Origin of the sequence: Pseudomonas graminis (genome assembly GCF_001705435.1) — a bacterium.
Lineage (GTDB): Bacteria > Pseudomonadota > Gammaproteobacteria > Pseudomonadales > Pseudomonadaceae > Aquipseudomonas > Aquipseudomonas graminis_B.
Genome location: NZ_MDEN01000062.1, coordinates 270,119 through 295,678 on the forward strand (window position 1 = coordinate 270,119; position 25,560 = coordinate 295,678).

The 25,560-nt window shown below is 52.8% G+C and carries 20 protein-coding genes and 8 pseudogenes; 22 read left to right on the forward strand and 6 right to left on the reverse strand.

Annotation, left to right across the window (positions count from 1 at the left end):
- Window positions 1-313: 313 nt before the first annotated feature.
- From BBI10_RS26585 to BBI10_RS13390, 22 genes and pseudogenes are all read left to right on the forward strand, one after another.
- Window positions 314-928 carry a hypothetical protein gene (locus BBI10_RS26585; protein ID WP_083233103.1) on the forward strand — a complete coding sequence of 205 codons (615 nt, stop codon included), beginning with the start codon at window positions 314-316 and terminating at the stop codon, window positions 926-928.
- A 502-nt stretch (window positions 929-1,430) separates the two neighbouring features.
- A pseudogene (locus tag BBI10_RS13300) lies at window positions 1,431-3,248 on the forward strand (RHS repeat-associated core domain-containing protein); the annotation flags it as partial.
- Window positions 3,249-3,878 (forward strand): hypothetical protein, encoded by a 630-nt coding sequence (locus BBI10_RS13305; RefSeq protein WP_065988970.1) that lies wholly within the window; start codon window positions 3,249-3,251, stop codon window positions 3,876-3,878.
- A 305-nt stretch (window positions 3,879-4,183) separates the two neighbouring features.
- The gene (locus BBI10_RS13310) at window positions 4,184-4,777 is read left to right on the forward strand and encodes a suppressor of fused domain protein (protein WP_065988971.1); all 594 of its coding nucleotides are present in this window, start codon (window positions 4,184-4,186) and stop codon (window positions 4,775-4,777) included.
- A gap of 366 nt (window positions 4,778-5,143) precedes the next feature.
- A pseudogene (tssI, locus tag BBI10_RS13315) lies at window positions 5,144-6,528 on the forward strand (type VI secretion system tip protein TssI/VgrG); the annotation flags it as partial.
- Window positions 6,529-6,549: 21 nt separating this feature from the next.
- On the forward strand, window positions 6,550-7,152 hold the full coding sequence (locus tag BBI10_RS13320; protein ID WP_065988972.1) for a DcrB-related protein: 603 nt from the start codon (window positions 6,550-6,552) through the stop codon (window positions 7,150-7,152).
- The gene (locus BBI10_RS13325) at window positions 7,149-8,285 is read left to right on the forward strand and encodes a GH-E family nuclease (RefSeq protein WP_065988973.1); all 1,137 of its coding nucleotides are present in this window, start codon (window positions 7,149-7,151) and stop codon (window positions 8,283-8,285) included. Before BBI10_RS13320 ends, BBI10_RS13325 begins: the two co-directional genes overlap by 4 nt.
- Window positions 8,286-8,888: a suppressor of fused domain protein gene (locus BBI10_RS13330; RefSeq protein WP_065988974.1), complete on the forward strand. Its 603-nt coding sequence runs from the start codon at window positions 8,286-8,288 to the stop codon at window positions 8,886-8,888.
- A gap of 85 nt (window positions 8,889-8,973) precedes the next feature.
- Window positions 8,974-11,492 (forward strand): annotated as a pseudogene (locus tag BBI10_RS13335) (RHS repeat-associated core domain-containing protein); the annotation flags it as partial.
- Window positions 11,492-12,511, forward strand: a complete 1,020-nt coding sequence (locus tag BBI10_RS13340; RefSeq protein ID WP_244160359.1) for a hypothetical protein — start codon at window positions 11,492-11,494, stop codon at window positions 12,509-12,511. The pseudogene BBI10_RS13335 and the gene BBI10_RS13340, both read left to right, overlap by 1 nt.
- Window positions 12,512-12,686: 175 nt before the next feature.
- A pseudogene (locus BBI10_RS13345) lies at window positions 12,687-14,684 on the forward strand (RHS repeat-associated core domain-containing protein); the annotation flags it as partial.
- A gap of 81 nt (window positions 14,685-14,765) precedes the next feature.
- A complete protein-coding gene (locus BBI10_RS27205) occupies window positions 14,766-15,107 on the forward strand; it encodes a hypothetical protein (protein ID WP_141695174.1) in 342 nt (113 codons plus the stop codon).
- Complete coding sequence (locus tag BBI10_RS13350; RefSeq protein ID WP_141695175.1) at window positions 15,104-15,547, forward strand: Imm26 family immunity protein; 444 nt, start codon at window positions 15,104-15,106, stop codon at window positions 15,545-15,547. Before BBI10_RS27205 ends, BBI10_RS13350 begins: the two co-directional genes overlap by 4 nt.
- 100 nt (window positions 15,548-15,647) lie before the next feature.
- Window positions 15,648-16,901 carry a DUF6531 domain-containing protein gene (locus BBI10_RS28355; protein ID WP_065988976.1) on the forward strand — a complete coding sequence of 418 codons (1,254 nt, stop codon included), beginning with the start codon at window positions 15,648-15,650 and terminating at the stop codon, window positions 16,899-16,901.
- 154 nt (window positions 16,902-17,055) lie between these two features.
- The gene (locus tag BBI10_RS27220; protein WP_065988977.1) at window positions 17,056-17,748 is read left to right on the forward strand and encodes a hypothetical protein; all 693 of its coding nucleotides are present in this window, start codon (window positions 17,056-17,058) and stop codon (window positions 17,746-17,748) included.
- Window positions 17,749-17,840: 92 nt separating this feature from the next.
- Window positions 17,841-17,999, forward strand: a pseudogene (locus BBI10_RS28590) (DUF6531 domain-containing protein); the annotation flags it as partial.
- Between the two features lie 14 nt (window positions 18,000-18,013).
- Entirely contained in the window at window positions 18,014-18,367 is a 354-nt protein-coding gene (locus tag BBI10_RS13365) for a hypothetical protein (protein WP_065988978.1), read from the forward strand.
- 234 nt (window positions 18,368-18,601) lie between these two features.
- Window positions 18,602-19,324, forward strand: a pseudogene (locus BBI10_RS13370) (type IV secretion protein Rhs); the annotation flags it as partial.
- A gap of 101 nt (window positions 19,325-19,425) precedes the next feature.
- On the forward strand, window positions 19,426-19,779 hold the full coding sequence (locus BBI10_RS13375) for a hypothetical protein (protein WP_065989093.1): 354 nt from the start codon (window positions 19,426-19,428) through the stop codon (window positions 19,777-19,779).
- A 70-nt stretch (window positions 19,780-19,849) separates the two neighbouring features.
- Window positions 19,850-20,044 carry a hypothetical protein gene (locus BBI10_RS13380; RefSeq protein WP_065988980.1) on the forward strand — a complete coding sequence of 65 codons (195 nt, stop codon included), beginning with the start codon at window positions 19,850-19,852 and terminating at the stop codon, window positions 20,042-20,044.
- 197 nt (window positions 20,045-20,241) lie between these two features.
- Window positions 20,242-20,928 carry a hypothetical protein gene (locus tag BBI10_RS13385; RefSeq protein WP_065988981.1) on the forward strand — a complete coding sequence of 229 codons (687 nt, stop codon included), beginning with the start codon at window positions 20,242-20,244 and terminating at the stop codon, window positions 20,926-20,928.
- Between the two features lie 119 nt (window positions 20,929-21,047).
- The gene (locus BBI10_RS13390; RefSeq protein WP_065988982.1) at window positions 21,048-21,767 is read left to right on the forward strand and encodes a hypothetical protein; all 720 of its coding nucleotides are present in this window, start codon (window positions 21,048-21,050) and stop codon (window positions 21,765-21,767) included.
- A gap of 119 nt (window positions 21,768-21,886) precedes the next feature.
- Here BBI10_RS13390 and BBI10_RS13395 read toward each other — a convergent pair whose 3' ends face one another.
- The 6 genes and pseudogenes from BBI10_RS13395 to BBI10_RS13420 form a co-directional block, all read right to left on the reverse strand.
- The gene (locus BBI10_RS13395) at window positions 21,887-22,327 is read right to left on the reverse strand and encodes an SRPBCC family protein (RefSeq protein ID WP_065988983.1); all 441 of its coding nucleotides are present in this window, start codon (window positions 22,325-22,327) and stop codon (window positions 21,887-21,889) included.
- A gap of 128 nt (window positions 22,328-22,455) precedes the next feature.
- Window positions 22,456-22,842: a nuclear transport factor 2 family protein gene (locus BBI10_RS13400; protein WP_065988984.1), complete on the reverse strand. Its 387-nt coding sequence runs from the start codon at window positions 22,840-22,842 to the stop codon at window positions 22,456-22,458.
- A gap of 61 nt (window positions 22,843-22,903) precedes the next feature.
- Window positions 22,904-23,647, reverse strand: a complete 744-nt coding sequence (locus BBI10_RS13405) for an SDR family oxidoreductase (protein ID WP_065988985.1) — start codon at window positions 23,645-23,647, stop codon at window positions 22,904-22,906.
- Between the two features lie 114 nt (window positions 23,648-23,761).
- Window positions 23,762-24,864: pseudogene (locus BBI10_RS13410) on the reverse strand (alkene reductase).
- A gap of 5 nt (window positions 24,865-24,869) precedes the next feature.
- Window positions 24,870-24,998: pseudogene (locus BBI10_RS13415) on the reverse strand (TetR family transcriptional regulator); the annotation flags it as partial.
- 69 nt (window positions 24,999-25,067) lie between these two features.
- Entirely contained in the window at window positions 25,068-25,553 is a 486-nt protein-coding gene (locus tag BBI10_RS13420; RefSeq protein WP_065988987.1) for a GNAT family N-acetyltransferase, read from the reverse strand.
- Between the last annotated feature and the right edge of the window lie 7 nt (window positions 25,554-25,560).

Below are 25,560 nucleotides of genomic sequence, written 5' to 3' on the forward strand. Positions count from 1 at the left end.
GGAGGTAACCATGAAAGTTAATGGAAGCAGGATTCGCGCTGACTTAGTAGCTGAGGATGCGCGTGGGAATATGCACGTCTTCGAAGTCAAGCATGGTTCAGGCGGGCTGACTAAAAACCAGAAGGCTGCGGGTGTATACAATATGTCAAGTCCCGCCAATACGACTCAGCATTTGGGCGGGGGGAGTATCAAACCATCACAGGGGATTGCTGGGACTTTTAAAGTCGATACCAAAAGTGATATAGGTAGAAAGTTGGGTGGTAAGGGGGCGATTCATGATGCTACGTTTAATATTCTCAAGTACCGGTGACTTATGAGCTTAGAAAATAGAGTTTTTTTTGAGAGCATGTTATTAAAGGAGCTGAAAGAAATAACAGGCTCGCAGGGAGTCACTGTTGCAGCCTCAAAAAATAAACTGAAATTCCGCTTGGATAAAATCGTAGTTGCCGATATTTTTTTTCAGCATTTAGCAAAGGCTGATGCGTATGTTCTAGGTGGTTTTGTATATGGTGGTGTTATATTTGAGTGCTCTCGAAAGTATGAGCCGCCTTACAAAAGTAATCTTTTTAATGATTCATGTTTTTCATTTGTGACTTCAGGTCGTTCAGATAAGAGATTTAGCAGCGATATCGGCGGCGCAATCAAAACGCCAAAGCCTGATGCAGCTACCGAAGTTTGCAAGAAAATAATAGATTCGCTGGTTGATTACTATGTGCCGAAAGTAATTTCTTGCATCATACCAAGCGCTCTAACTATAGAGGGCGTTATAGAATCACCGTCTGACTACGCGTATCCCGCTGTATTTATTCATTGCGCTCTCGCTTCTAGTCCAGGGCTTGTCACTAATGAAAAATTGGAGCAGATCAAATCCAACAAAAAAATAATAAAAAATAAAGATTTTGATCTGGAGCTTTTAAATGGCTTATGAGGTTCGACAATTTATAAACTCTGGATGTGGGCATTGAAAGGTTATTGCACAGTTGCGTTGCATTACAGTTCCCGTTTCCAATGGTGTCTCCGCTCTGTAGTGTGGAAATCATTTTAGCCGTCTGCCTGGTCAAGCTGGTGCGTTCGGAATATTTTTCTCAAGAGTGAGGTAAGGACCGATAGAGCAAAAAGAGATCCCGTTCTGGGCCGAGGCTGGGTCTTGCCGTGGGCACAGAGCCTGGGCCGCAGCGGCAGGTTCGTTTACCTCACCGACAACCAGGGCCGCAGCGTGCCCTTTGTCGACGTCGAGCCGGGGAGCGCATTTACAACGCCTACGAGCAGATTTATCTGGTCCAGACCCTTGCCGGGCACTACCTGCTACAAACTCTGAACAACGTTTTTTTCTACTTCGGCGAAATCCCGGACGGCAACACCTCCATACCGTTGCAACGACTAGCCGTCACCGACGCGTTGAATCAGACACCGACGGCAGAGGCCAGATTACGCTTCTGCTGCGCACGGCGCACGGACTGCCTGCCAGCCGTCAGGACGCCAAGGGCCAACGCATCAGTTACGACGAAGCAGACCGGTTGCTCAGCATCCACCGCCAGCCTTCAAGCATTCGCAAGAAGCTCGGTGTTGCTGAAGAGACGCTCGACTTCAGCTACGACCCGTTGGGTCGCTTGATCAAAGAGACCACGCCGCAAGGGGCGCTGGCCTACGAATAAAATCCGCTAAGCAACCTGACCACGCTGACGTTGCCGACTGGCCAACACCTAAATCACCTGTACTACGGCAGCGGCCACCTGCATCAACTGAACCTTGATGGAATGCTCATCAGCGACATGGAGCGCAACGATCTGCATCGAGAGGTCTACCGCTCTCAAGGCAAGCTGACTAGTTGCTTTGGTTACGACGCGATGGGCCGCAAGAGCTGGCAGTTCGCATCAACCATTCCGGCTGAAAAGCTGTCGCAAATCCAGAACCCAGGCATCAACACCTCGCTGTTGGTCGATCATGCATACAACCCGATTCATCGGCGCTACGAGTACGACCCTGCAGGCGAACTGACCCGCACGCTCGACAAACTGCGCGGGGAGATCAAGTACGAATACGAAGCCAACGGGCAGCTGCACAGCCGCGACACAGGTCGCTTGGTTGATAGCGAAGAGTTTCGATACGACGCTGCGGCCAACCGGCTGAACTTCAATACCAGCCAATTTGATCAGGTGAAAGACAACCGCATCAAGCAGTGGCGCGACCAAGAATATACCTACGATGCCTGGGGCAACCTGATTGAGAAACGGTCGGGCTTATCCAAGCTGCAGACATTCACCTACGACTGCGAAAACCGGCTCGTGCGTGCGGAAACGATGGTTAACAGCCAGGTGCACAGCATTGGCACGTATCGGTATGACAGTTTGGGTCGCCGCGTTAGCAAGACGTCCGAGATCGATGGCCAGACCGAGCACAAGCATTTCCTCTGGCAAGGCCTGCAGATGCTGCGCGAAGAAACACCGTGGCAGAGCAGCCTTTATATCTACGAGCCTGGAAGCTACGCGCCGCTAGCACGTGTCGACCAAAACGAAGGTGAGGCAGAGCAGAAGCTTTACTACTTCCATACAGACCAGATAGGCACGCCGTTGGACATGACTGATGTGGACGGCCAGATCGTGTGGCAGGCGACGTACAAGGCATGGGGTGAGGTCGAATCGCTTGCCGTGAGTGAAGTTGAGCAAAATCTGCGTTTCCAGGGCCAGTATTTCGACGATGAGACGGGCCTGCACTACAACACGTTCAGGTATTACGATCCGGGTGTGGGGCGGTTCATCACACAAGATCCGATAGGGCTACTAGGGGGCATAAATCTTTACCAGTACGTACTAAGCCCGCTGGGCGAGGTAGACGTTTTGGGACTGTGTTCTACAAAGCTCGGTCAAGCGATGGGTCATAAAGTTGGTGATGATATGGCGAATCACCATCTGATCCCGGAGCAGTTAATGAAGGATAAACTCTACGCCGGTATGTTCTCCAAATTGAAAAGCATCGGTTTCAGAAACGACGGGCCGTCGAATGGCATGTTTCTACCTGACAATCCGTCGCTTGCAAAAATTCTCGATCTACCGGGCCACTGGACAAGTCATAAAGAATACACCGCAGCCATTCGCCCGGAATTAGATAAGCTAAACAAGCTGTTTGGACGGGGCGCACTAAGTGATACCCAGCTTGCGCTGGGTATTGGTAACATCCAACGAATAGCTCGGGAGGGCTTAGAGAACGGGAAATATGCGGTTAATGCAATCACAGGGGGATTAAAGTAGATGGGTCACGAATTTTACATAGTAGAATATGCAGGCGGTTCTAGGGGTTGCCCTATCTATTTAGCTGGGGAAGAGAATTGTGACTGGGAATGGGAGGCTTATGATCCGGATCCGGACAAATACGTGATCGAGAACACGCATATTTTTAAGTGCACTGACTTAGAAGATGTAGATTTGGATTTTGACTATATCGGATCTCCGAGAGGCTTTGTTTCTGATAAATTTATCGCGGTATGTGATGTTCTAGGTGTTAAATATAGAGCAGTTCCTGTTGAAGTCCGTCTGGCTAATGGAGGAAAACCAAGTAAAGATTATTTCTTTTACCTGGCGGCAGAGTGGGTTGCATTGCTGGATGAGGAGAAGTCTGAGTTTTCATTAGAGAAAGATCTTTCCACTGGGGAGGTTGCTGTCAACAAATTTTATCCTGGAGCGCATTGCTATAACTGGATAAAAAAGTTCTCAGTTAGAAGTGGTATAGATAGGGATTTCTTCTGGTGCTCAGAATTAATGGAACATGCGTGTAGCCAAAGATTCATTGATGAGTCTACAAGGCAAGGGTTAAAGGGGCTTAACTTTATACCTATTGACGAGCATTTTAAGTATGACCCTTGGAGTGAATTGGGGAATTAGAGTAAAATTTAATATATTAACGACGCGTGTATGCATTCATTATCCGCTGCTCCGTGAGAATTCAGCTCGCCACGAATGTGGTGAGTTGCTATTCGACTGAAACTGGTCGAGCTAGGCTCGCGCTTCCACTTGTCAAAATGCCAGCGCTTTATATGTTATTTGATTTTAGTGCAGAAGGGTTAATGAACCTGTTAAGTTTCTTAATGCGCATGTGAGCAGTGCACTGCACTGCATGGCTACAGGGTTTACTTTTTCACTAAGCCATTTTTCTGATTCGAAAGCAATCACATAGTTAGGGCCTCAAGATGTCTACTCCAAGTGAACAGCGTCGCGCAGTAGCTAAACATACTCTTCAAGTTTTCAAAGGTGAGCTAAAAGTTCAAGTCTACCACGACGACAATAGAGTGTTGTCAGTCGAGTTGCTCACGACGCTTGATTCAGTGCATAAGGGTGTCAAGTCAATTGGGTCCATCGGCCTTTCTGAAATTTCGTTGCTTGATGCAGACGGCGACGAGTTTGGAACTCGCGTGGAATTATGTGCTGCGGCACTAATCCCCGAAATATATTGGGAGAACGCTGTCGCTTCAGCCGCTTTCTTCATTCAAAAGCGCAAAGAAGCTGTGATGCCTGGAGATGTAGTTCCGAACATATTTCAGGACTATCTGCCCGATCCTATTATGCCTCACATCTATTTAACTGTGCCCTATATTTGGAATGATGCTCACTTTCCAGAGTTAAGCTTTAAAAATTTAAAGATTAATTGGTTACAGTGCATCGCGATTTATGAGGTTGAAAGAGTATTCATCGAAAAATTTGGTGGTGATGCGTTTGATGACTTGCTTTCCGAGCAGGAGATCAATACCTTGGATGCTCAAAGGCTACCAGTGAAGTTTGATTGATCTCATGTGTTCAATTGTGTCTCTTGCTAATGGGCATCTATGAGGTCGTCGTTCGTTGGGATTATATAAAATTTTGAACATTTGGTCGTTTTGCTGAGTCTAACCGGCCAAACATACTTATAAATAAAGTTGCTCATATCTGGTAGTAAGCGTTGGGTGCGAATTTATGCGTTCCGATGCTGTTTGTATGGGTCGAATATTTAGCTCGGCTGCTGTCGCCTGATCGTCCAGTCGGAATGTTAATGCCTTTATTCAAATATGCTGAATGCTTGATCTCCGAAGTTGGTTTAGATGTCCTTTACTTATTTTCAAGCGAGGGCGCTGGCGGAATTTTGTCATCGTTCCACTTAAGCTGACATATCGCAAAAGCGCTACACCTACATCACCAGTACCGTGAAACCGACTTCAGCTTCGTCCAGCGTCTGCTTGAAGAAGAAGGGATGTTTTACTACTTCGAGCACACCGCCGAAGGCCACACCATGATCATCTGCGACGACTCCAGCATGCTGCAGCCGTTGCCCGAGCAACCGCAGATCCGGTTCCACACCGCGTCCGTCACCGAAACCGCAGACTCCATCACCAAATGGAGCGGCAACCGCCAGTTGCAGGCGGGCAAGATGGCCGTGCAGACCTTCGACTACCGTCAGCCCAACAACCGTCTGCCCGTCGGCATGAACAGCCTGAACAAGCAGGGCGACGTCGAGACGTTCGAGATCTACGACTTCCCCGGCCAGTACACCCACGGCACTTACGACGAGGGCGAAACGCTGTTGCGCCTGCACATGGAAGCCCTGGAAATCCGCGGCAAGAAGTTCGACGGGGCGAGCAACTGCCGCGCGATGAAGCCTGGTTATACCTTCGAGCTGGTGCAGCACTACGACCACGATCAAGGCTCGGCCGACGATCGCCAGTTCCTGCTGATGGGCGTTGAAAGCGAAGGCCACAACAACTATCTCAACGGCCATCAGGCGAGCTACTACAACACCTTCTCCTGCGTGCGCAAAAAGATTCCCTTCCGCCCGCAACTGTCCACGCCACGCCCGACCATCGCGGGGCCACAGACCGCCATCATCGTTGGCCCGCCGGGCGAAGAAATCTTCACCGACGAGCTCGGCCGCGTAAAAGTCCAGTTCCACTGGGACCGCAACGGTAAGTACAACGACCATAGTTCCTGCTGGGTTCGCGTCGCCCAATCCGGCGCCAGCGGCGGTTTCGGCAGCATCCAGATTCCGCGCGTGGGTGATGAAGTCGTGGTGGTTTTCCTGGATGGCAACCCCGACCGCCCGCTGATCATGGGCAGCGTCTACAACAGCAAGAACACCCCACCGTGGTCGTTGCCGGCGAACAAGACGCAGAGTGGTTTTCTTACGCGCTCGATCAAGGGTAAAAGCTCGAACGCCAACTCCTTCATGTTTGAAGATAAGTCTGGCGCTGAGAAGGTCAGCCTGCACGCTGAACGGGATATGGAAACCGAGATCGAGGCGAATGAGATCCACAAAGTTGGAGGCAATCGTGAAGTTAAGGTCGGGGGCACCCACACCGAAACGATCCAGCTGCAGACAGCCATTAATGTTGAGGATGGGGCGTACAAGCTCTCCGTCAACAAGGGTGAGGTGAAGATCACCGCCACCACCTCTATCACGCTGCAAGTGGGCGCCAGCTCCCTGACCATGAAGGCCGACGGCACCATCACGTTGTCCGGCAACGTCGTGGACATCGAAGGCAAATCGATCATCAACCTGAACAAGTAGCAGACGGACAAGGAACGCCCCATGCGCACCAGTATGTATGACCGGATTTCCGAAAAACGCATTGCGGAAGAACGACGCTTGGAAGCTGAACGCCTGGAACAGGAGCGTTTGGCAAACCTGATTCCCAAACCCCATGAGCGTTTTCAGACCAACGAGTTGAGCTTCGTGCGGCCGGAGAGTTTCAAGGACAAGACCTTTCATGTCTTCACCTTGACGGATCTCGGGCCCAGCCCATTTTCACTCGTCATTGGCCGCTCGGTCGTCGCAGTTGATACCGATTTAGAAACGGTGGCGCAGCAATTGCTGGCTGAACTGAATAAAACCCTCGCCCACCTGGAGTGGGTCGAGCCACTGTTCCCCACTGAGGTAGCAGGCGTTGATGCCCGACAGGTTGAATTCAAATGGCGGCAGCAGGGACAGCCCGTTCACCAACTTCAGCTGATCTTCCTGCACCGTGATGAGCATGAACAACCGTTGCTGATGCAGATCACCGGGACAAGCAACAACCCGGCTGGGATGACGCCAGCCGAGCGTGAGGCATTTGCTTCCATCGTCGAAACGCTTGAATTACGAACACCGCCTAGCCCCGATGATGCGCATAGTGGAGAGGCTGCCTCGGTATGAGTGCGGCCGCCCGAGTCGGAGACCCGATTGAACACACTTCAGCGTTGGAAGGTTTGCTGCTGGGGATGGCCTTAGGCGCTGCGGTAGTGGTGGGCGCGTTGGCAGCGGGTGTCACCATCGCTGCCTCGGGTGGGTTGGCGACGGTGGCCGTGATCGGCGCGGTCGTCTCGCTGTCTGGGGGAGTAGGCGAGCTGATTGGCAGTTTGTCTTGGTGCACCAACAAAGCCGGACAGATATTCAAAGGATCAGGAAACGTCTTCACCAACGGAAAACCCGCAGCACGGGCTCATGTTGATACTGCAGCATGTGAAAAACATGGCTCGGCGCCGCAAGTCATTGCGCAAGGAAGCCGCACGGTTCACATCAATGGTCAGCCTGCCGCTCGGGTGGGGGATCGTACCGTCTGTGACGGGAAAATCAGTGCTGGGTCTGGCAATGTCAACATCGGTGGCCCGACCGCGCAGACTGACGACATTAACCCTGAGGTTGCTCTATGGGTTCATGTGTTGGTCGCCGGAATTGGGTTCGGTAGCGCTACGGTCTTGAGGTCGTTCGCCTTTGCGGTGGGTGGGCTGATAGGCGGTCTATCAGGCGGGATTGGTGGCAGCATCTTGGGTGGAAGATTGTTCGGGGAAGACTCGAATGAACAGAAGTTTATGGCGTTTGCCGGGGCATGGCTGGGCGGTGGGTTGGGCGCGAAAGGCGGTGAGTGGGTTGGTGCGCGTTATGAGGTCCAAACTCAGGGATTGGGATCGAATCTCGCGAACGTTAAAGTTGTGAAAAAAACGGAGCTGGATAAACCTTCCGCTGAGTCTGAGACTAAGTATAATCGCGGTAAATTCAGGAAAAATGTTCGCGAAACTGTTTGGAAAAATGCGGAAGAAGCCAGCCCGGATGGGATAGTTAGAGATCCACTGCTCGAAAAGCCGATGCGGTTCGAAGATCCGTGGGATATGGGTCATAAGCCCGGCTATGAGCATTGGAAGCACGCTCGCAGCGCAGCAGACCGTGGTATAAGCAGGAAGCAATTTTTAGATGAATTTAATGATGTCGAGCACTATCGTCCTGAGATTCCTTCTTCTAATAGAGGGCATAAAGGTGAACTTGAAACTGACGATTACTTCGGGTACTAAATGAAAACACCACCAAGCCCACAACGAAAAGCCGTCGCCAAACACGTGCTGAATATGTTTAAGGGTAAGCCTGAGGTTCACGCTTATTACGATGAGGCGGAAACGCGATCTATTTCAGTAATCACAACTTTAGATACGATAGAGGATGGCATCAAGTCGGTTGGAACCATTGGCTTGTCAGAGGCGCGGCTCTTAGGTAAAGATGGCAATGAATTCGTAACTCGAGTTGAACTATGCTCCGCGGTACCTAAACACTTTGACCTCTGGGAAAATGTGGTTGTTTCAGCAGCTTTTTTTATTGAGCAGCGAAAATTTCCGATACTGCCAGGTGCGGTGCTTGAAAATGTCGTGAGAGAGTTTTATCCCGAACTGAATATGCCGCATCTATACTTTTCAGTACCTTTTTTATGGAATGACGGGCATTTTGAAGAGTTTATGTTTGGAAGTATGAGGATTAACTGGTTGCAGTGCTTCTCGATTCATGAGACGGAAAAAGATTTTATAGCCAGCCGTGGTTTTGAGTCGTTTGAGGATATCCTTTCCCAGCAGGAAGTCGATATTTTTGACATGCGTCGGCCACCTATTGATTTCAGTAAGCTCTAATCGTCATAAGCAGGTATCTCACAGCTGAAATTAGCTGGATTGCATACGGGCCCTAAATCCGTTACAAGCACCAACTCGGTACGACGTTGGTGACCCGACGGGAGCGTCTGGAAAAGCCAGCTTGGACGATAAGGGCAACCTGATCGCTGAAGTCGATGCACTCGGCCAAGACCGAATACCTCAACAGCGAGGACGGCCTGCCGCACACCGTCATCGACGCCGCACACAAATCTAAATACCTGTGGTGGGACGAGCTGGCGCAGGCGGAGCGCTTTCAGGATTGATCGGGCAAAAACACCTTCTACACCTACGACGATCGGTCCCATCTGGTCGCCGTCACCGACGCGTTGAACCAGACGACAAGACTTCAGCGCAAGCCTGACGGCGAAGTGGTGCCCATCGAGCACCCGGACGGCACCGCTGAGTCCTTTACCTACAACGCTCTTGGCCAGGTCCTGACGCACACCGACGGAAAGGGCCAGATTACGCGTCTGCTGCGCACGGCGCGGACTGCCTGCCAGTCGCCATGACGCCAAGGGCCAGCGGATCAGTTACGAGTACGACAAGGCGATTCGCCTGACTGCGCTGGTCAACGAAAACAATGCTGCGTACCGATTTGCCTACGATGCATCGGATCGTCTGATCGAAGAAAAGCGCATCGGCAACCTGACACGTCGATTCACCTACAACGTGGGTGGGCATCTGACGCGGTTGGATGAAATCGGCTACGGCGACAGGGCAGAGCGGCCGCAACGCAGCACCGAGTTTGAGCGTGATGTGATTGGCCGCTTGCTGGCTAAGGTCAACCAGGATGCGCGGCAGGATTACAGTTACGACGAAGCGGACCGGTTGCTCAGCATTCACCGGCTGCCTTCAGGCATTGGCAAGAAACTGGGCGTTGCGGAAGAGACGCTAGACTTCAGCTATGACCTGCTAGGTCGTTTGGTAAAAGAAACTACATCTCAAGGTGCGCTGGCTTACGAATACGATCCGCTCAGCAACCTGACCACGCTGACCTTGCCGACAGGCCAACACCTCAATCACCTGTACTACGGCAGCGGCCACCTGCACCAACTCAACCTCGATGGATTGTTGATCAGCGACTTGGAGCGCGATGATCTGCATCGTGAGGTCTATCGGTCTCAAGGCAAACTTACGAGCTGCTTTGGCTATGACGCCATGGGGCGCAAGTCCTGGCAGTTTGCATCGACGTTGCCTGCGGACAAGCTGTCGCAAATCCAGAACCCAGGCATCAACACCTCGTTGCTGGTCGATCATGCGTACAACCCCATTCATCGGCGTTATGAATACGACCCGGCGGGTGAACTAGTCCGCACGCTGGACAAACTGCGCGGGGAGATCAAGTACGAATATGAGGCCAATGGCCAGCTGCACAGCCGAGACACCGGCCGCCTGGTGGATAGCGAAGAGTTCCGATATGACGCTGCGGCCAACCGGCTGAACTTCAACACCAGTCAGTTCGACCAGGTAAAAGACAACCGCATCAAGCAGTGGCGCGATCAGGAATACACCCACGACGCGTGGGGCAACCTCGTTGAAAAGCGCTCAGGGCTGAGCAAGCTGCAGACTTTTACCTATGACTGCGAAAACCGGCTGGTGCGTGCGGAAACGATGGTTAACAGCCAGGTTCATAGCGTTGGCACGTATCGGTATGACAGCTTGGGTCGCCGGATTGGCAAAACCTCCGAGATAAACGGCGAGACAGAACACAAGCAGTTCCACTGGCAAGGCCTGCGGATGTTGCACGAGGAGTCGCCGGGTCATAGCAGCCTCTACATCTACGAGCCTGGGAGCTATGCGCCGCTTGCCCGGATCGACCAAACCGAAGGCGAGCCAGAAAAAAAGCTTTACTACTTCCATACCGACCAGATCGGCACGCCGCTTGAGATGACGGATGTTGACGGCCAGATTGTTTGGCGGGCAACGTACAAGGCGTGGGGTGAAATTGAGTCGCTGGCGGTGGGCGAGGTTGAGCAGAACCTGCGGTTCCAGGGTCAGTACTTTGACGATGAAACGGGGCTGCACTACAACACATTCAGGTATTACGATCCGGAAATTGGACGGTTTATTACGCAGGATCCGATTGGGTTGATCGGCGGCGACAATCTTTATCGTTACGCCCCAAATGCAATCACGTGGGTTGATCCTTTGGGATTGATGCCGTTGGGCAATCCTGTGTTGCTAGGGCACCATATGATTTCGCACGCTGCTGCAACCAAGCTGGGAATCGCTCCATTCAATTCTCTCCATAATGTTCCCTCAATGTATTGGTTAGAGCCGGGGCAATGGAATGATGTCGAGCATAGTCGTATGCATGGGTACAATAAAACGGGAGCAAACACTAGGCCCCTAGTTAGTGCGGATGCTGTTAAAGCGCAAGGGTTAACGAACGAAGGTTGGCTGAAGTCGTTGGAAACACATTATAACAATCCTGAAATTGCACACGTTAGAGGTGATGTGAGGATTATTGAAAACGGCCGGCCGGGTAAGATTCTCGCGTCGAATGTATCGCCGTCTCAAGCTTGGGAAGCAACAAAAAAATGGGCCAGAAGTAAAGGGTTTGCCATGGGAGGATGTAGTTGATGTTAAGCTCTGAAAGCAAATATCTTACGTTGAACGATTCAAGAGTTGTCGCGAATGCGACTATAAACTTCGGAGTCACCTCAATAGATCTTCGAGATTATGACTTCTCGCTATTTTCACAGCATCAGCGAAAAGTCATTTTTCGATGGACGAGAAACTCGAGGGTTTTTGATTACCATCCTACATTTAAATCCACGTTATTATCAAGCAAGCAAGTTTTAATTCATCTTGCGTCTGCATGCGAAACTGTTTCTATTGAACTAGCTGGAGAACAAATTACCCTCGACTCGACACCCTTGCCTTCAGGAGTTTATTACCTTGATTTGACCGTATACTTGGATCGGCCATTGAAGACGCTAGGTGAGGTGCCAGATCATATTAAGCCCATGCTTGAATACAGCGAGATCGTCAACGTAACAGCAGTTCTTTCTGAGCTAGGTAAGCCTCCCTCAGTAATTGAGCGTTATCCGGGGCCCGTGTACGATGGCGCTGCGCGGCTGGGTTTTTTTCTCGCAGACATAGATAAAATGGATGCTTTTATTAAAGAAAACCTTTCTTGTGCAATAATTGATTTGCAGCAAGCATTTTGTGAAACAGAAATCGCTAATTATTTGTTTGAAGCTGGTCTGCTAGTTTTGGTATGGGGTATGACGCCTTGGCAATACTATATTCATGGGCTTGCTAAGTGCGAGGATGTTGATCTCGTTCCGAATGTTCCCTTACCTCAATTCAATGGGAGATATAAGGTCAGGGACGATATTCAGGAGCTTAGCGTTGTCCCCGGCGAGCAATTGCTGAATTGGCCGTTATGTAGGACGCAAGAATGGCCAAAAATAGCGCTGCCAGGTAGTGGCGAAGGTGTGTCAGTAGATGTGCACTTAAGGGGTTTTGATCCCATTCCAGGCGAATTTGGGCCATTACTTGCGGTGATTACGGTTCAGCGAACAGGTGCTGATCTCGAGATCGCGCCGCTTCTTGTCGTAGATATCGAGAGCGCAGAGCCAGAACCTGGATATTAATTTGCTACAGCCGTCGTGGTCTTTTTCAGGTTCGATGGTTTCGTTTCTATGCGCGAGGGCTTGTAGCACGACGATGGAAAACGCTGGCATCTTGAAACGGTCGATACGATGAAGTCTACAAGTAGATTTGATCGTAATCCCCACGGCTAAGTGCTGCGCATCGAACATCTGCACAAGCGACGATGGTTTGCCGCACACCATCATCGACGCCACACACAAATCCAAATACTTGTGGTGGAACGAGCTGGCGCAGGTGGAGCGGTTTCAGGATTGCTCGGGCAAAAACACCTTCTACACCTACGATGATCGGTCTCATCTGGCTGCCGTCACCGACGCTTTGAATCAGACGACAAGACTTGAGCGCAAGCCTGACGTCGAAGTGGTACGCATCGAGCACCCGGACGGCACCGCTGAAGCGTTTACCTACAACGCTCTTGGCCAGGTTCTGACGCACACCGATGGCAAAGGTCAGATTACGCGTCTGCTGCGCACGGCGCGCGGACTGCCTGCCAGCCGCCAGGACGCCAAGGGCCAGCGCATCAGCTACGAGTACGACAAGGCGATCCGCCTCACCGCACTGGTTAACGAAAACAATGCGGCTTACCGATTTGCCTACGACGCGTCGGATCGTCTGATCGAAGAAAAACGAATCGACAACCTGACGCGTCGGTTCACCTACAACGTGGGTGGGCATCTGACGCGGTTGGATGAAATCGGCTACGGCGATAGGGCAGAGCGGCCGCAGCGCAGCACCGAGTTTGAGCGTGATGTGATTGGCCGCTTGCTGGCAAAGGTCAATCAGGATGCGCGGCAGGATTACGTTTATGACGAAGCGGATCGGTTGCTCAGCATCCATCGGCTGCCTTCAAGCATTGGCAAGAAGCTGGGCGTTGAGGAAGAGACCCTCGACTTCAGTTATGACCTGTTGGGTCGCTTGATCAAAGAGATCACACCGCAAGGTGCGCTGGCTTACGAATACGATCCGCTAGGCAACCTGACCACGCTGACATTGCCGACTGGCCAGCACCTGAATCACCTCTACTACGGCAGCGGCCACCTGCATCAGCTTAACCTCGACGGGCTGCTCATCAGTGACATAGAGCGCGATGACCTGCATCGGGAGGTCTATCGATCACAGGGTAAACTCACCAGTTGCTTTGGTTACGATGCGATGGGGCGCAAGAGCTGGAAGTTCGCGTCGACATTGCCTGCGGAAAAGCTGTCGCAGGTTCAGAACCCAGGCATCAACACCTCGTTGCTAGTGGATCATGCGTACAACCCGATTCATCGGCGTTACGAATACGATCCTGCGGGAGAGCTCACCCGAACGCTCGACAAACTGCGTGGCGAGATTAAGTACGAGTATGACGCGAATGGTCAGCTTCACAGTCGCGACACTGGGCGACTGGTGGATAGCGAAGAGTTTCGATACGACGCTGCGGCCAACCGCCTGAACTTCAACACCAGCCAGTTTGATCAGGTGAAAGACAACCGCATCAAGCGCTGGCGCGATCAGGAATATACCCATGACGCCTGGGGCAACCTGATTGAGAAGCGGTCGGGCTTATCCAAGCTGCAGACGTTCACCTACGACTGCGAAGACCGGCTTTTGCGTGCGGAAACGATGGTTAACAGCCAGGTGCACAGCATTGGCACGTACCGGTATGACAGTCTGGGCCGCCGCGTTGGCAAGACGTCCGAGATTGATGGCCAGACTGAGCACAAGCACTTTCTGTGGCAAGGCCTGCGGATGCTGCGTGAGGAAACGCCGTGGCAAAGCAGCCTCTATATTTACGAGCCTGGAAGCTATGCGCCGCTTGCCCGGGTTGACCAGGGCGAAGGTGAGGCAGAGCGGGCGCTTTACTACTTTCATACCGACCAGATTGGCACGCCACTTGAGATGACGGATGTCGATGGCCAGATCGTCTGGCAGGCAACGTATAAGGCCTGGGGTGAAGTTGAATCATTAGCCGTGAGTGAGGTTGAGCAGAACCTACGGTTTCAAGGTCAGTATTTCGACGATGAGACGGGCCTGCACTACAACACGTTCAGGTATTACGATCCTGAGGTTGGGCGGTTCATAACCCAAGATCCGGTGGGCGTTGCTGGTGGGTGGAATCTTTACCAGTATGTAAACAATACGATTGCATGGGTCGATCCGTTAGGGCTTACCCCGTGCATGGGGAAGCCATCACAACGTAGCGCAGGCGGTACCGGTGCTAAGTACGATTCTGTCAACGGCCAGGGGCTTTAAGTGCTTGCTGATAATGGTGTAATAAAATACGTTGGTCGCGGTGATGCCGCATCTCGTTTGGGTGTACATGCGGTGACAGATGGTAAGGCTCATTTGGAGCAATATGTTATTTTTAATAATAATTTGACAAAGGCAGAGGCTAAATTTCTTGAGCAAAAAATCATGGACCTCAACGGCGGGGCTAAGTCTACTAACGCAGTAACAAATCTACTTAATAAAATTAGGTCCTATAGCCCGACTAACCCAAATTCAGGAACGTATGATGTCGCAGGGCATAGCTCCGGCTGGGGCAGTAACGTGCTATCTGATGCATTGATAAAAATGAAGGGGCTGGGATTGTGAGTTCTAAACAGAAAGTGAATAGTGGTGATTATTTCACCATACCAATGACTGACGGGCGACAAGCCGTCTGCCAGGCGATATGGATAGGAAAAGATAGTTCAGGGCAAACGTTTAAAAAAGTATTTGCGTTTTGCGTTTTGTCTGTAGGCGACGAAAAAGGTATTCCTGATGAAGTAAGTTACTTAAGCTTTCAAAACCACAGGGGTACGTTTGAGGTGATTTTTACTGCCGTAGATAAACTTCTTTCTGGGGAGTGGCCTGTGATTGGAAGAGGCCCGATAAAAGATGAGAAAATGGTGAATTTTGAGTTCAATATGGCAGGGGATCTGTATCTTTGTGGTGAGCCGGTGAGAGTGCTGGCGATTGATGAGTATAAAGATTACTTGTCTATGGCTATTTCTGGGTATGTCTTGGTTGAGAGATATTTAAATCAGCACTAGTAGTCGAAGGGTCGAGAGGCTGATTATAAAGTAAGGTACGTAAAGCTCGGTTTTACCGAGGTTATTAGGCAAGAATAAATACTCGTCATACCACGATGGCATGCTGGGCCGCGGTGCCAGGATTTCATCCGGCTCGGACGATGTGTTCATCGGCGGCGGCACGGTTCAATACCTTCACATCGACGACGAAATTCCGGGTTGGCTTCGCGTCGTTGTCGACGTGCTGATGATCGTCGCATCGATGGGTAAAGCGTTGGTATCAGTCGCCAAACTAGGGCTGACGCAAGGGTTGAAGGCCGCAGGGCCGTGCGCGCTGCGCTTCGGCGCTACCGTTGCCGCCAGCTACCTCACGGGCACCTGCATCATTGGCCCGGCAGTCGGGAAAGTCTTGGGCGGTTTTATCGGCAATCCCGTCGATCTCACGACCGGCCGCAAACTGTTGCTGGATTCAGGCGAAACCGACTTCGTACTGCCCGGCCTGATGCCGATTGAATGGTCCCGCTTCTATGCCAGCGACCTGACCGTCAACAGCGTGTTGGGTCAGGGCTGGGTCTTGCCCTGGGAGCAGAGCCTGCGCCGCAGCGGAAGCTTCGTTTACCTTACCGACAACCAGGGCCGCAGCGTGCCCTTTGTCGACATCGAGCCCGGGGAGCGCATTTACAACCCCTACGAGCAGATTCATCTGGTCCGTACCCTGGGTGGGCATTACCTGCTGCAAACGCTCGACAACGTGTTTTTCTACTTCGGCGAAGTGCCGGACGACAACACCTCGGTGCCGTTGCAGCGTCTGGAAAATGCGCTCGGGCATTACCTGCATTTCACCCGCACGGTCGAAGGAACGCTCACCGACATTAGCGCGCCCGGCGGCGTCTTAGGTGGAAGATTATTCGGGGACGGCTCGAACAAGCAGAAGTATATGGCCTTTGCCGGGGCATTGCTGGGCGGCGGGCTTGGTGCGAAAGGTGGTGAGTGGTTTGGTGCGCGCTATGAGATTAAACAAGAAGGACTTGGTTCACTTTTCGGAAATGTGAAAGTTGTAAAAAAACCACTGGTTCCTGCGGAGGGCCCTGAAGGCATATCTCCCGCGCTTTATGAAAAGCTTAGAACTAAAACCCCGAGTTTGCAGATTAGAAAAATGGTGAACAAAGGCGTCGTGTTGCCGATGAGCGATCCCGCGCTCCCTGGATTGCAGATCACTAAAGCACTGCATGCCGATCATGTCGTTTCCATTAAAACTATCACTGAAATGGATGGTTTTTCGAATCTGACATATAGTGATCAAGTTGCTGTTCTCAATTATAAACCTAACTTCGTTGGCTTAAGCGAAACAGCAAACACCTCCAAGGGGGGCTAAGTCTTACGCGGAATGGACCTCCTACAAAAAGGGAGGTGTCGAGGTTGATCCTGCCCTCAGATCGAGTATGATGCGCCGAGTAGCAGAGCTCGAGCCAGAAATCCAGAGCCATATATATTCTTCGTTAGATAGTTATTAGTGTGGGAGGGGAAGAATGAATACTATTGAGCTTCTTAAGGCGGGCGTTAGGGCTGAGCTGAATGGCTATTCAGTTTACTTTTCACCAAGCGATTTGCCTGATGCGGTTGTAATACCTTCAAGTTGGTCAGGGTTTGGAGTGCATCATGCCTCCTCTGTATGGGTGCCTAAAGAGTGGGATACATTTTCTTCAGTCCTTCCAACAGTCGACAAATGGCTCAAGCAGTGCGTAGTCGGAACAGCTGTCGCGGTTAGCGACAAAGTGTATTTGGTATATATTTATCGTGAAGATAATGAGCTTGGCCTTTATCTTGGTGGGAGCCCGGTCTCTGGTGAAGTAGCAACGCTGGATGTGTTTCGGCGCGCGCCCATGTTCGAGAGATTTTATACAAATCTTCACAATGGTTTTTGCTTTTATATAGATTCCTCGATGGGTCCGTCGGCGATCGAAGACTTCGTAAGCATAGACGACTTGATTGATGATGAACCTATCGCCATACCTGACATGACGGGTTTCTTCTCGAATGGAGCTGGCGATTATATTACTGTAGTAAATGGAATTGATTGTCCGGAATTCTATATTTGGTGGCATGAACAGCAGTCTCAACCTGAAACAGATATTGATGTGTGGGCAGTGATTGATGCATGGATGGGAATCTTCTTGGAAAATGCCGATTCGAACGAAGATGTAATAGGAATTGATTTGTAATTTTGCCTACCTCAAGAGCGCTTTAATTGTACCCACAGCACTTATGACGAGGGCGAAACGCTGTTGCGCCTGCGCATGGAAGCCCTGGAAAGTTGCTGGATTCAGGCGAGACCGATTTCGTGCTGCCCGGCCTGATGCCGATTGAGTGGTCGCGCTTCTACGCAAGCGACCTGACCGTCGACAGCGTGCTAGGTCGCGGATGGGGCCTATTGTGGGAGCAAAGCCGGCGCCGCAGTAGCAGCTTTTCATATCCTGAGGAGTTCTAATGTCATTTATTGCAGTCGTACTTAGTGAGGCATCGGCCAATGCTCAAGCGCTGCTTGAGCTTCATCGGATCTTAGGGGTGTCGTTGCTGGAGATAAAAGAAAAAGTAACTAATCGCGAGCCGATCTTAGAGCTAGAGATATTTGACGGTGACTATCAAGTCCATGCCGAATTAATACGAGCAGTGATTTCTTCGCTTAAGAAACATAATATAACTGCCGATTATTATGAGGTTCCATATGGTAAGCATTATTCAGATGATTTTTGCCGCACTACGTGGCTCATCAATTCGGAGACTTTTGAGGGGGTTTTGACTGCCGCCGACGTTGAAATTGAACGCCAGTTGAACGGGTGACACAGGTTCATGAGTTCTCTTGCGTGATGTGAGGTGGTTCTAGTGCCTAGGTTGTGCTTGTAGGGGGGGCGCGGAGCTTTCCCATAACGATTAACAATGCCGGTATGGTGCCGTACTGACTGGCGCCTAGCTGAGTTGTATAAAACACGGGGAATGCAATAAAGCCACTACCAGTCAGTCCCGCAGCAACCCAAGGTGCTGATAAAAAGCATGCTCAAAGTAGATCGCTCTCAGCTTGGCTGCCTGACCGACGTCAAACGCATCGTCGACAACCTGCCTGTGGAAACCCTCGTCAAGTACTACCGCTACGACGACAACGGCCAGCTCATCGAAGTGATCAATCGCAATGGCGATTCCATGCGCCGGTTCAGCTACGCCGAAGGCGTGATGGCCAGTCACAGCAACGCATTGGGCCTGAGCTGCAACTACCGCTGGGAGACCATCGACGGCCAACCGCGCGTGGTTGAGCATTGGACCAGTGACGGCGAACACTTTCATTTCCGTTACGACTTCAAGAACAGAACGTCCTGGGCGGTCGACGTCCTCGGCCGCGAGCTCGAAGTGCAGTACAACGAGGACAAGCAGGTCATCGCCAGCCGCGACTTCGGCGGCGAACGTTACGGCATAGATCTGGATGAAGCGGGGAATACGACCGGCATCAGCTTGCCCGATGGGAATCGTCTGACCTTCAAGTACGATGACTTCTCGCGCCTGATCGAAGAGACCGACCCGCTCGGTCGAAGCATCACCTACAGCTATCACCTCAGTACCACCTTGATCACCGAAACCGCCTTCACGGACGGCAGCGTCTGGAAAGCCCGTTATGACGACAAAGGCAACCTGATCGCTGAAACCGATCCGCCGGGGCACAAGACCGAATACTTCAACAGCGACGTCGGCCTGCCGCACATGATTATCGACGCAACCTACAAATCGAACTATCTCTGGTGGAAAAGTACTGGAGGAAACGGATAAGTATTTTGATAGTTTTCGAGCGAAAAATATGGAAGCTCCTTTTTTGATATCTAATTGCTAACTCCCGAATGAGGGCTTTGAATATGGGCGAAAGTCAGGTGCTGGAAAAACTCAAAGAAATTGAAGTCGGTCTTGGGGGTAGGCTTTCTGAAAATTATAAAAAGTTCTCTGCTGAAGTGATACAGGGGGATTGTGTTTATGAGCTGAAGCTTGTGTCAGGAGGCCAGGTATATATTTATGGTTGTGCAGAGTTGCTTGAAAGAAATGCAGCGTATGAAGTGCAATTATTTGAGTCGGGCTATTTTCTAATCGGCCAGGATGGAGATTTAGGATATTTTTTAAGTTTAAAAGGAGAGGATGAAGTCTATAGCTTGGATTTGGGAGCTTTAGGGTCGTTAACTATGAATAAAGAAGCTGATAGCATTTATGGGTTGTAAATATTAGCGCTAGCAACCTGACCGGCACCATACATACCAATTGCCGGTCAAGGATGCGGTATAAAATTAGTTGAGCTACAACGTCGACATTCTGATGCCGGCCGACGGCGCGGAGGGTCTGGTAGGCATCTACAGGATTGGCGTTATAGGTTTGAAGGTCGCCATTCTCTGCACGCCCTTCGTGGTTGGTGACGCCAACATGCGTTTCGCAATTTCGTCGATGGCCGCCAAAGTCACTGGCGGCCTGCTCGGTAATCCTGTCTGAATGACTACCGGACGTAAGCTTCTGCTGGAAAAGCTTCCGCAGATCCTCAACCGCGTCGACAACAGTCTGCTGGTCGAACACGCCCAAAACTCGCAGCCTCGGTAGTAGACTGCAGGCTTGAGGTGCCGAGCTCGGTTCGTCATAAGTGAGTGAATGGGCCGACCAGTGACGCTCAAATAAGCAGTAGGGAATTACTGATGTTTGACACAGATCCACACCGTTTCATGTCCATCATCTTCAGCACCTGGCTGTTGTTCACGATGCAAGCGGTGTTTTCTGCAGGTATTTTGCCCAGCCTTTTATTTTTCCCAATGTGCGCGGCGGAGGTGTGGCTGAGTTGGTGGTGTTTCGATTGCGCTTACCGCACCGAAAAATTCACCCGATATGCCAATCTCAGACTTTTTCTGAATCTCGCCTTTGCACCAGGTTTTACATTTCTCCTGGTATTGATCGCCGCCTATAAGCAATTGAGATTAGGACCACTCACATCACTTTCATTGGCTTGCATTCCGCTGCTCATCGCATTCGTCATCTACTTAGCGCTGTACAGGTGGAGAAGCCGAACGACGGTACTGGTTGCCCGGGGAAATCGGGTCGAGGTGACCGCACCTCCTTTCCGAAACCAGTCGCTGCAGGGCGGAATAGGGGCGGCACTGTCGAGCATGATCTACCCTATGGTCAATTCCTACGACTCTACCGCTTTATTGCTTGCCTTTATCTTTTTCGCAATCTCACTGTTCATGCTCTTTTACCATCGGGTCAGTATTGCGTCTCTTCGCAGTTTGAAGGAGCAGGAGCTCAAGGAGCGGGTGAGCTACACGTTCATGGAGGTGGAGAGGATACGCGCACGACGTGCTGCCTCATTCATAGGCCGCTGGTCATGATGGTTCTGTGTATCCGCATCGAAGAAAAAATCGTTAGAGTGGGTGTGGGAAGATTAGCCCGCCTCGCGATGTGCGATAGGTACACACCCCGGTAGCCCATGCAAGGAGCTAGCGTCTAAATGTCCACTATCTACGATCCTGACGCCCGTACTGTCAACGCCCTGACACGGATGCTTTTCATAGTTGCCATTGGCTTGGGTGTCGTTGGTCTCTGGCGCTCAGCCACAGACGGATGGGTGTATGGGCTGCTGTTTTTCTTGCTCTCAGGTTATACGCTGTACATGAGATATTGGTGTGAGCGTTATACGACATTCGCCCTGAGTTACTTCACTCTGATGATTTTTCTCTTGGCCCTTGCCCCCGCGTGGGTCAGTTACACCGTGGTCACGGATGACTTGGGAGGTTCTCCGACTGAGGGACGTATAACCGCCGGGTTGATATTGGGTTTCATCGCGACGTTGTATGCTGGCCTTTATCTAACGCCTTCTCGAGGGTTCGCGTTCGACGTATCCGATAACAGGGTTTCATTTTCCGTATCTTCCACATCCGCGGGAGCGGAAGGGTTGATTGCCGGTGTTGGGACCTTGGCCGCAGGTGCAGTGATTAAATCAGTCACGCCGTTCACCACGGGCATTTTGATCATTCTGATTTTCCTGTTTGCCACCGTTTGCATGCTGATCCACGCTCGCGACCGTATCAGGGGGTTACGCACACTGCGCAAGAGAGAAAAGAGCAGGCTCACGCCTTACACGTTCATGCAGATTGATGAAATACGCGAAGCACGCAGCCGCTGGTGGCTGGGCAGGCTGTTCAACTGGCTTGCTTCCAGGCGCCGCTAGTCAGGCGTCAGCCTGGCGAGTCACACTCGATGCCCAATGGACGTCGGAACCCGGGCGCGCCTTGCCTCGATCGGGCTCCGGCTGGCCTATCCAGCCAATTCACTCGCAGATGCCCACCATCAACCCCGAAAAACCCCCTCCAAACCCTCATGCCCCTGCGCAATCAACCTCCTGACCAGCTCTTCAAATTCCGCCTCCGTCCCAGCCTCCCGCACCTCAAACCGCGCGTTCCAGCGCACCACACACCGATCCACCAAATCCGCAACCGCATCCACGCGAACCCGCGCCTGGTACCCATCCACCGGCAACGGCGACTCCTCAAACACATAAGCCAACCCCCGACCCCCATCATCAAACTCGGTCAACCGCTCCCGCAACACCGCACCGTCCGCAAGCGCCAGCCGCCTGATCGCACCCACCCGCAAAATCCCGGCTTCACCCTCGATGCCGCTCTTCACAATCGCCGGATGCCAGTCCGCGATCCCGCCAAACTCCCGCAGCACCTTCCACGCCTGATCCGCACTGCACGGCAAACCGGCGCTGTACTCAACTAAAACCATCACGTCTTACTCCAAAAATAACCACCGCTACGACTCAAAACACGCTCAATACCCAGCCGCTAGAACCCGGCCCGCAAGCCCCGAGATCGAAACCCCGAGGCCTACGTCCAAAACAGTCGCTGTAAAACCTACCCCTCAAACTGGTGATAAACCTTGGCAATCACCTTCCAGTCCCCATCGATCTTTATCAACGTCAGGTAGTCGTTGTAATCCGCGCCGATCGCGTCCTTCTCCATATCCACTCGCACAACCGCCGTAGTCGGCGTAATCGCCAACACATCCAGCCGAGTCGTGATGTCCGCCGCCTTGCCGTTGCTCTCGACAAAGTCATACAAGTTGCTGATGGGCCCGCCCAGCAATTGGCCGTTGGTGAAACCGTACATCACCGCCTCTTCATGAAAGGCCTGCTTGATCGTCGCAACACTGCCTTCGCGCAGCCCTTCAACGTAGCGGCTGGCGGTGTCGATCACGGCGTTGTAGTCGTGGGTGGCAACGGCTTTGATGTTCTTGCTCATGTTTATGACTCCAGGGTTTGAGTTAGATAGGCGATGGCTTCAATGACCAACAGCCGCGCAATCACCAGTCCTGTCGGGTGGGTGAAATGATCAGGTCGTTGACGGTGACGTTGGTCGGCTGATTCAGCGCGTAGATGACGGCGCGGCTGATGTCTTCCGGTGCGATGGCAATTTCGTTGAGCGCTTGTGCCGCCTTGCGGCCAGCGGGGTCGGTGACTTTGTCGGCCCAGCCGGTGTTGATCACGCCCGGGCTGACGGTGTTGACGCGGATGCCGTGGTGCACGCCCAGCTCCTTGCGCATGGATTCGGTCATGGCCTGCACGAAGAATTTGGTCGCGCTGTAGACGCCGGCGCCGGGGCCGACTTGATGCCCGGCCACCGAATCCATGTTGAGGATCTGCCCGGATTTCTGTTCGAGCATGAAGGGCAGGGCGGCGGCGATGGTGTTCAGGTAACCCTTGATGTTGACGTCGATCATGGCGTTCCAGTCCTGGGTCACGAGGTCAACCCAGTGGGAGAACAGCATCAGGCCGGCGTTGTTGACGAGGATGTCGACGGAGCCGTAAGTGTCTTTGGCGAACTGCGCCAGTGCGCGAGTCTGTTCAGCGTCGGTCACGTCGGTGACGAAGCTGGACGCCTCAAAGCCCGCTCCGCGGAGTTCGCTGACCAACGCGGCGAGGCCTTTCTCATCCAGCGCAGCAGCCACAACGTTAACCCCTTGGGCGGCCAATGCTCGGGCGGTTGCAGCGCCGATGCCTGAAGACGCACCGGTGACGATGGCGGTTTTCTTGTCCAGATAATTCATGATCATGTTTCCTTAAATTCAAGGCGTGCGGGCAGCGTCGGCTTTCCTGGGAAAGCCTTGCCGTTCAGCCGTTAGTGAATGCGGTGCTAGAAAACGCTGCGGTCGCCAGCGCTGTTAGTAAGTGCCCAGCGGCCAGTCGGTGTAGCCCTTGGCGCCGCCGCCGTAATAGCTTTCGCGCGGAGCGATGGTCAGTTCGGCGCCGTGGCGCAGACGCGCGACCAGGTCCGGGTTGGAGATGAACAGGCGACCGAACGCGACGGCGTCGATCTTGCCCTCGGCGCGGCGTTCGACGGCCATGTCCAGGTCGTAGTTGTTGTTGCCAATGAACGGACCGTTGAACTGGGCACTCAGCGCATCCATGTCGACGCCTGCCGGCACTTCACGGGAGGTGGCGGTCGCGCCTTCGACAAAGTGCAGGTACGCCAGATTGAAACGGTTCAACTGCTGAATCAGGTAACCGTGCAACGCCATGACGTTGCTGTCCGGCGGCGTGTTACCCGCATCCGGCGTGACGGGCGACAGGCGAATCCCGACGCGGTCGTTGCCCCAGATGTCGACGATGGCCTGGGTGACTTCCAGCGTCAGCCGGGCACGGTTTCCGATGGAGCCGCCATATTGATCGGTGCGCTGATTGGTGGAGTCGCGCAGGAACTGGTCGAGCAAATAGCTGTTCGCCGAGTGGACCTCGACGCCGTCGAACCCTGCGCGCTTGGCGTTCTCGGCCGCGTGTTTGTACTGCTCGATGATGCCGGGGATTTCGTCGGTTTCCAGCGCCCGGGGCATCGACACCGGGACAAAGCCGTCGGCCGTGTACGTGTTGCCCTCGGCCTGGATGGCGGACGGCGCGACCGGGGCTTCGCCGTTGGGCTGCAGGTCGACGCTGGAGAACCGCCCCACATGCCAGAGCTGGCTGACGATCTTGCCGCCGGCCGCGTGCACGGCGTCGGTGACTTTGCGCCAGCCGGCGACCTGCGCTTCGCTCCAGATGCCAGGGGTCGCCGCATAGCCGCGTCCCTGGGCCGAGATGTTGGTGGCTTCGGCCACGATCAATCCGGCAGTGGCGCGCTGGGCGTAATAGGTGGCGTGCAGTTCACCGGGCACACCGTCTTCTTCGTATCGGCTGCGGGTGACGGGGGCCATGACGATACGGTTGGCCATTTCGATGGCGCCCATCTGCCGGGGGAAAACAAGTCGGTGCTGTTACTGAGATTGCTCATTGAGAATTACCCTTGGGCACGCCCGCCGCGCTCACCACTTCTGCCAGGCCCACGGAGGTGTAGCCCTTGTGGGTCATCAGCGACTTGGCGACGTCGATGATGTGTTGGCGCATTTCCAGGTTGAGTTTCTTCATAATGCGCAGCACCTTAAAAAAAACTGACCGGTCGTCTACAAAGTGACCAGTGTCCGCGATGAACGGCACTCATGTCAGGCGCATGCCCATCTCAAACGCCCGCGTCTCGAACCCGAGCTCTTCATACAGCCGCCGCGCATGGGTATTAAAGCCCCACACCGACAGGCGAATGTCCTTCGCGCCGCGCTCCTGCGCCCACCCTTGCACTCGCTCAATAAGCCCACGCCCCAGGCCTTTGCCCCAGAAAACCTGGGCCACGCATACCGAGCCGATCCGCGCGAACGCCATCGGCTGCAGCAATGGCCCACCCGCTGAAAACATCCCCGCGCTGACAAACCCCGCCGCCCGAACCCCGACAAACGCCAAGAAAATAACCTGCTCCGGATTGTTCAGAAACCCGCTCCAGTGAGGGGCATCGCGCAGGTAATCCCGGGTTTCAGCCGCATAAATATCAGGACGATCTGCATGGTGAATGGCGTTGAGCAACTGCCCCAGCTCGCAGATCACTGCCACGTCCTCAACAGTCGCCTCTCGGTAGCTGATCACTTCGTCCATCGCACCT

What these genes read in the sequence shown, in the direction of transcription:
- BBI10_RS13320 (WP_065988972.1), top strand. Translation starts at nt 6,550, where the DNA reads ATGCGCACCAGTATGTATGACCGGATTTCCGAAAAACGCATTGCGGAA.
- BBI10_RS13400 (WP_065988984.1), bottom strand. Translation starts at nt 22,842, where the DNA reads ATGAGCAAGAACATCAAAGCCGTTGCCACCCACGACTACAACGCCGTG.
- BBI10_RS28355 (WP_065988976.1), top strand. Translation starts at nt 15,648, where the DNA reads ATGCTGGGCCGCGGTGCCAGGATTTCATCCGGCTCGGACGATGTGTTC.
- BBI10_RS13390 (WP_065988982.1), top strand. Translation starts at nt 21,048, where the DNA reads ATGTCCACTATCTACGATCCTGACGCCCGTACTGTCAACGCCCTGACA.
- BBI10_RS13420 (WP_065988987.1), bottom strand. Translation starts at nt 25,553, where the DNA reads ATGGACGAAGTGATCAGCTACCGAGAGGCGACTGTTGAGGACGTGGCA.
- BBI10_RS13305 (WP_065988970.1), top strand. Translation starts at nt 3,249, where the DNA reads ATGGGTCACGAATTTTACATAGTAGAATATGCAGGCGGTTCTAGGGGT.
- BBI10_RS13340 (WP_244160359.1), top strand. Translation starts at nt 11,492, where the DNA reads ATGTTAAGCTCTGAAAGCAAATATCTTACGTTGAACGATTCAAGAGTT.
- BBI10_RS27220 (WP_065988977.1), top strand. Translation starts at nt 17,056, where the DNA reads ATGAATACTATTGAGCTTCTTAAGGCGGGCGTTAGGGCTGAGCTGAAT.
- BBI10_RS13330 (WP_065988974.1), top strand. Translation starts at nt 8,286, where the DNA reads ATGAAAACACCACCAAGCCCACAACGAAAAGCCGTCGCCAAACACGTG.
- BBI10_RS13385 (WP_065988981.1), top strand. Translation starts at nt 20,242, where the DNA reads ATGTTTGACACAGATCCACACCGTTTCATGTCCATCATCTTCAGCACC.
- BBI10_RS13405 (WP_065988985.1), bottom strand. Translation starts at nt 23,647, where the DNA reads ATGAATTATCTGGACAAGAAAACCGCCATCGTCACCGGTGCGTCTTCA.
- BBI10_RS13395 (WP_065988983.1), bottom strand. Translation starts at nt 22,327, where the DNA reads ATGGTTTTAGTTGAGTACAGCGCCGGTTTGCCGTGCAGTGCGGATCAG.
- BBI10_RS13310 (WP_065988971.1), top strand. Translation starts at nt 4,184, where the DNA reads ATGTCTACTCCAAGTGAACAGCGTCGCGCAGTAGCTAAACATACTCTT.
- BBI10_RS13375 (WP_065989093.1), top strand. Translation starts at nt 19,426, where the DNA reads ATGGGCGAAAGTCAGGTGCTGGAAAAACTCAAAGAAATTGAAGTCGGT.
- BBI10_RS13325 (WP_065988973.1), top strand. Translation starts at nt 7,149, where the DNA reads ATGAGTGCGGCCGCCCGAGTCGGAGACCCGATTGAACACACTTCAGCG.
- BBI10_RS26585 (WP_083233103.1), top strand. Translation starts at nt 314, where the DNA reads ATGAGCTTAGAAAATAGAGTTTTTTTTGAGAGCATGTTATTAAAGGAG.
- BBI10_RS13365 (WP_065988978.1), top strand. Translation starts at nt 18,014, where the DNA reads ATGTCATTTATTGCAGTCGTACTTAGTGAGGCATCGGCCAATGCTCAA.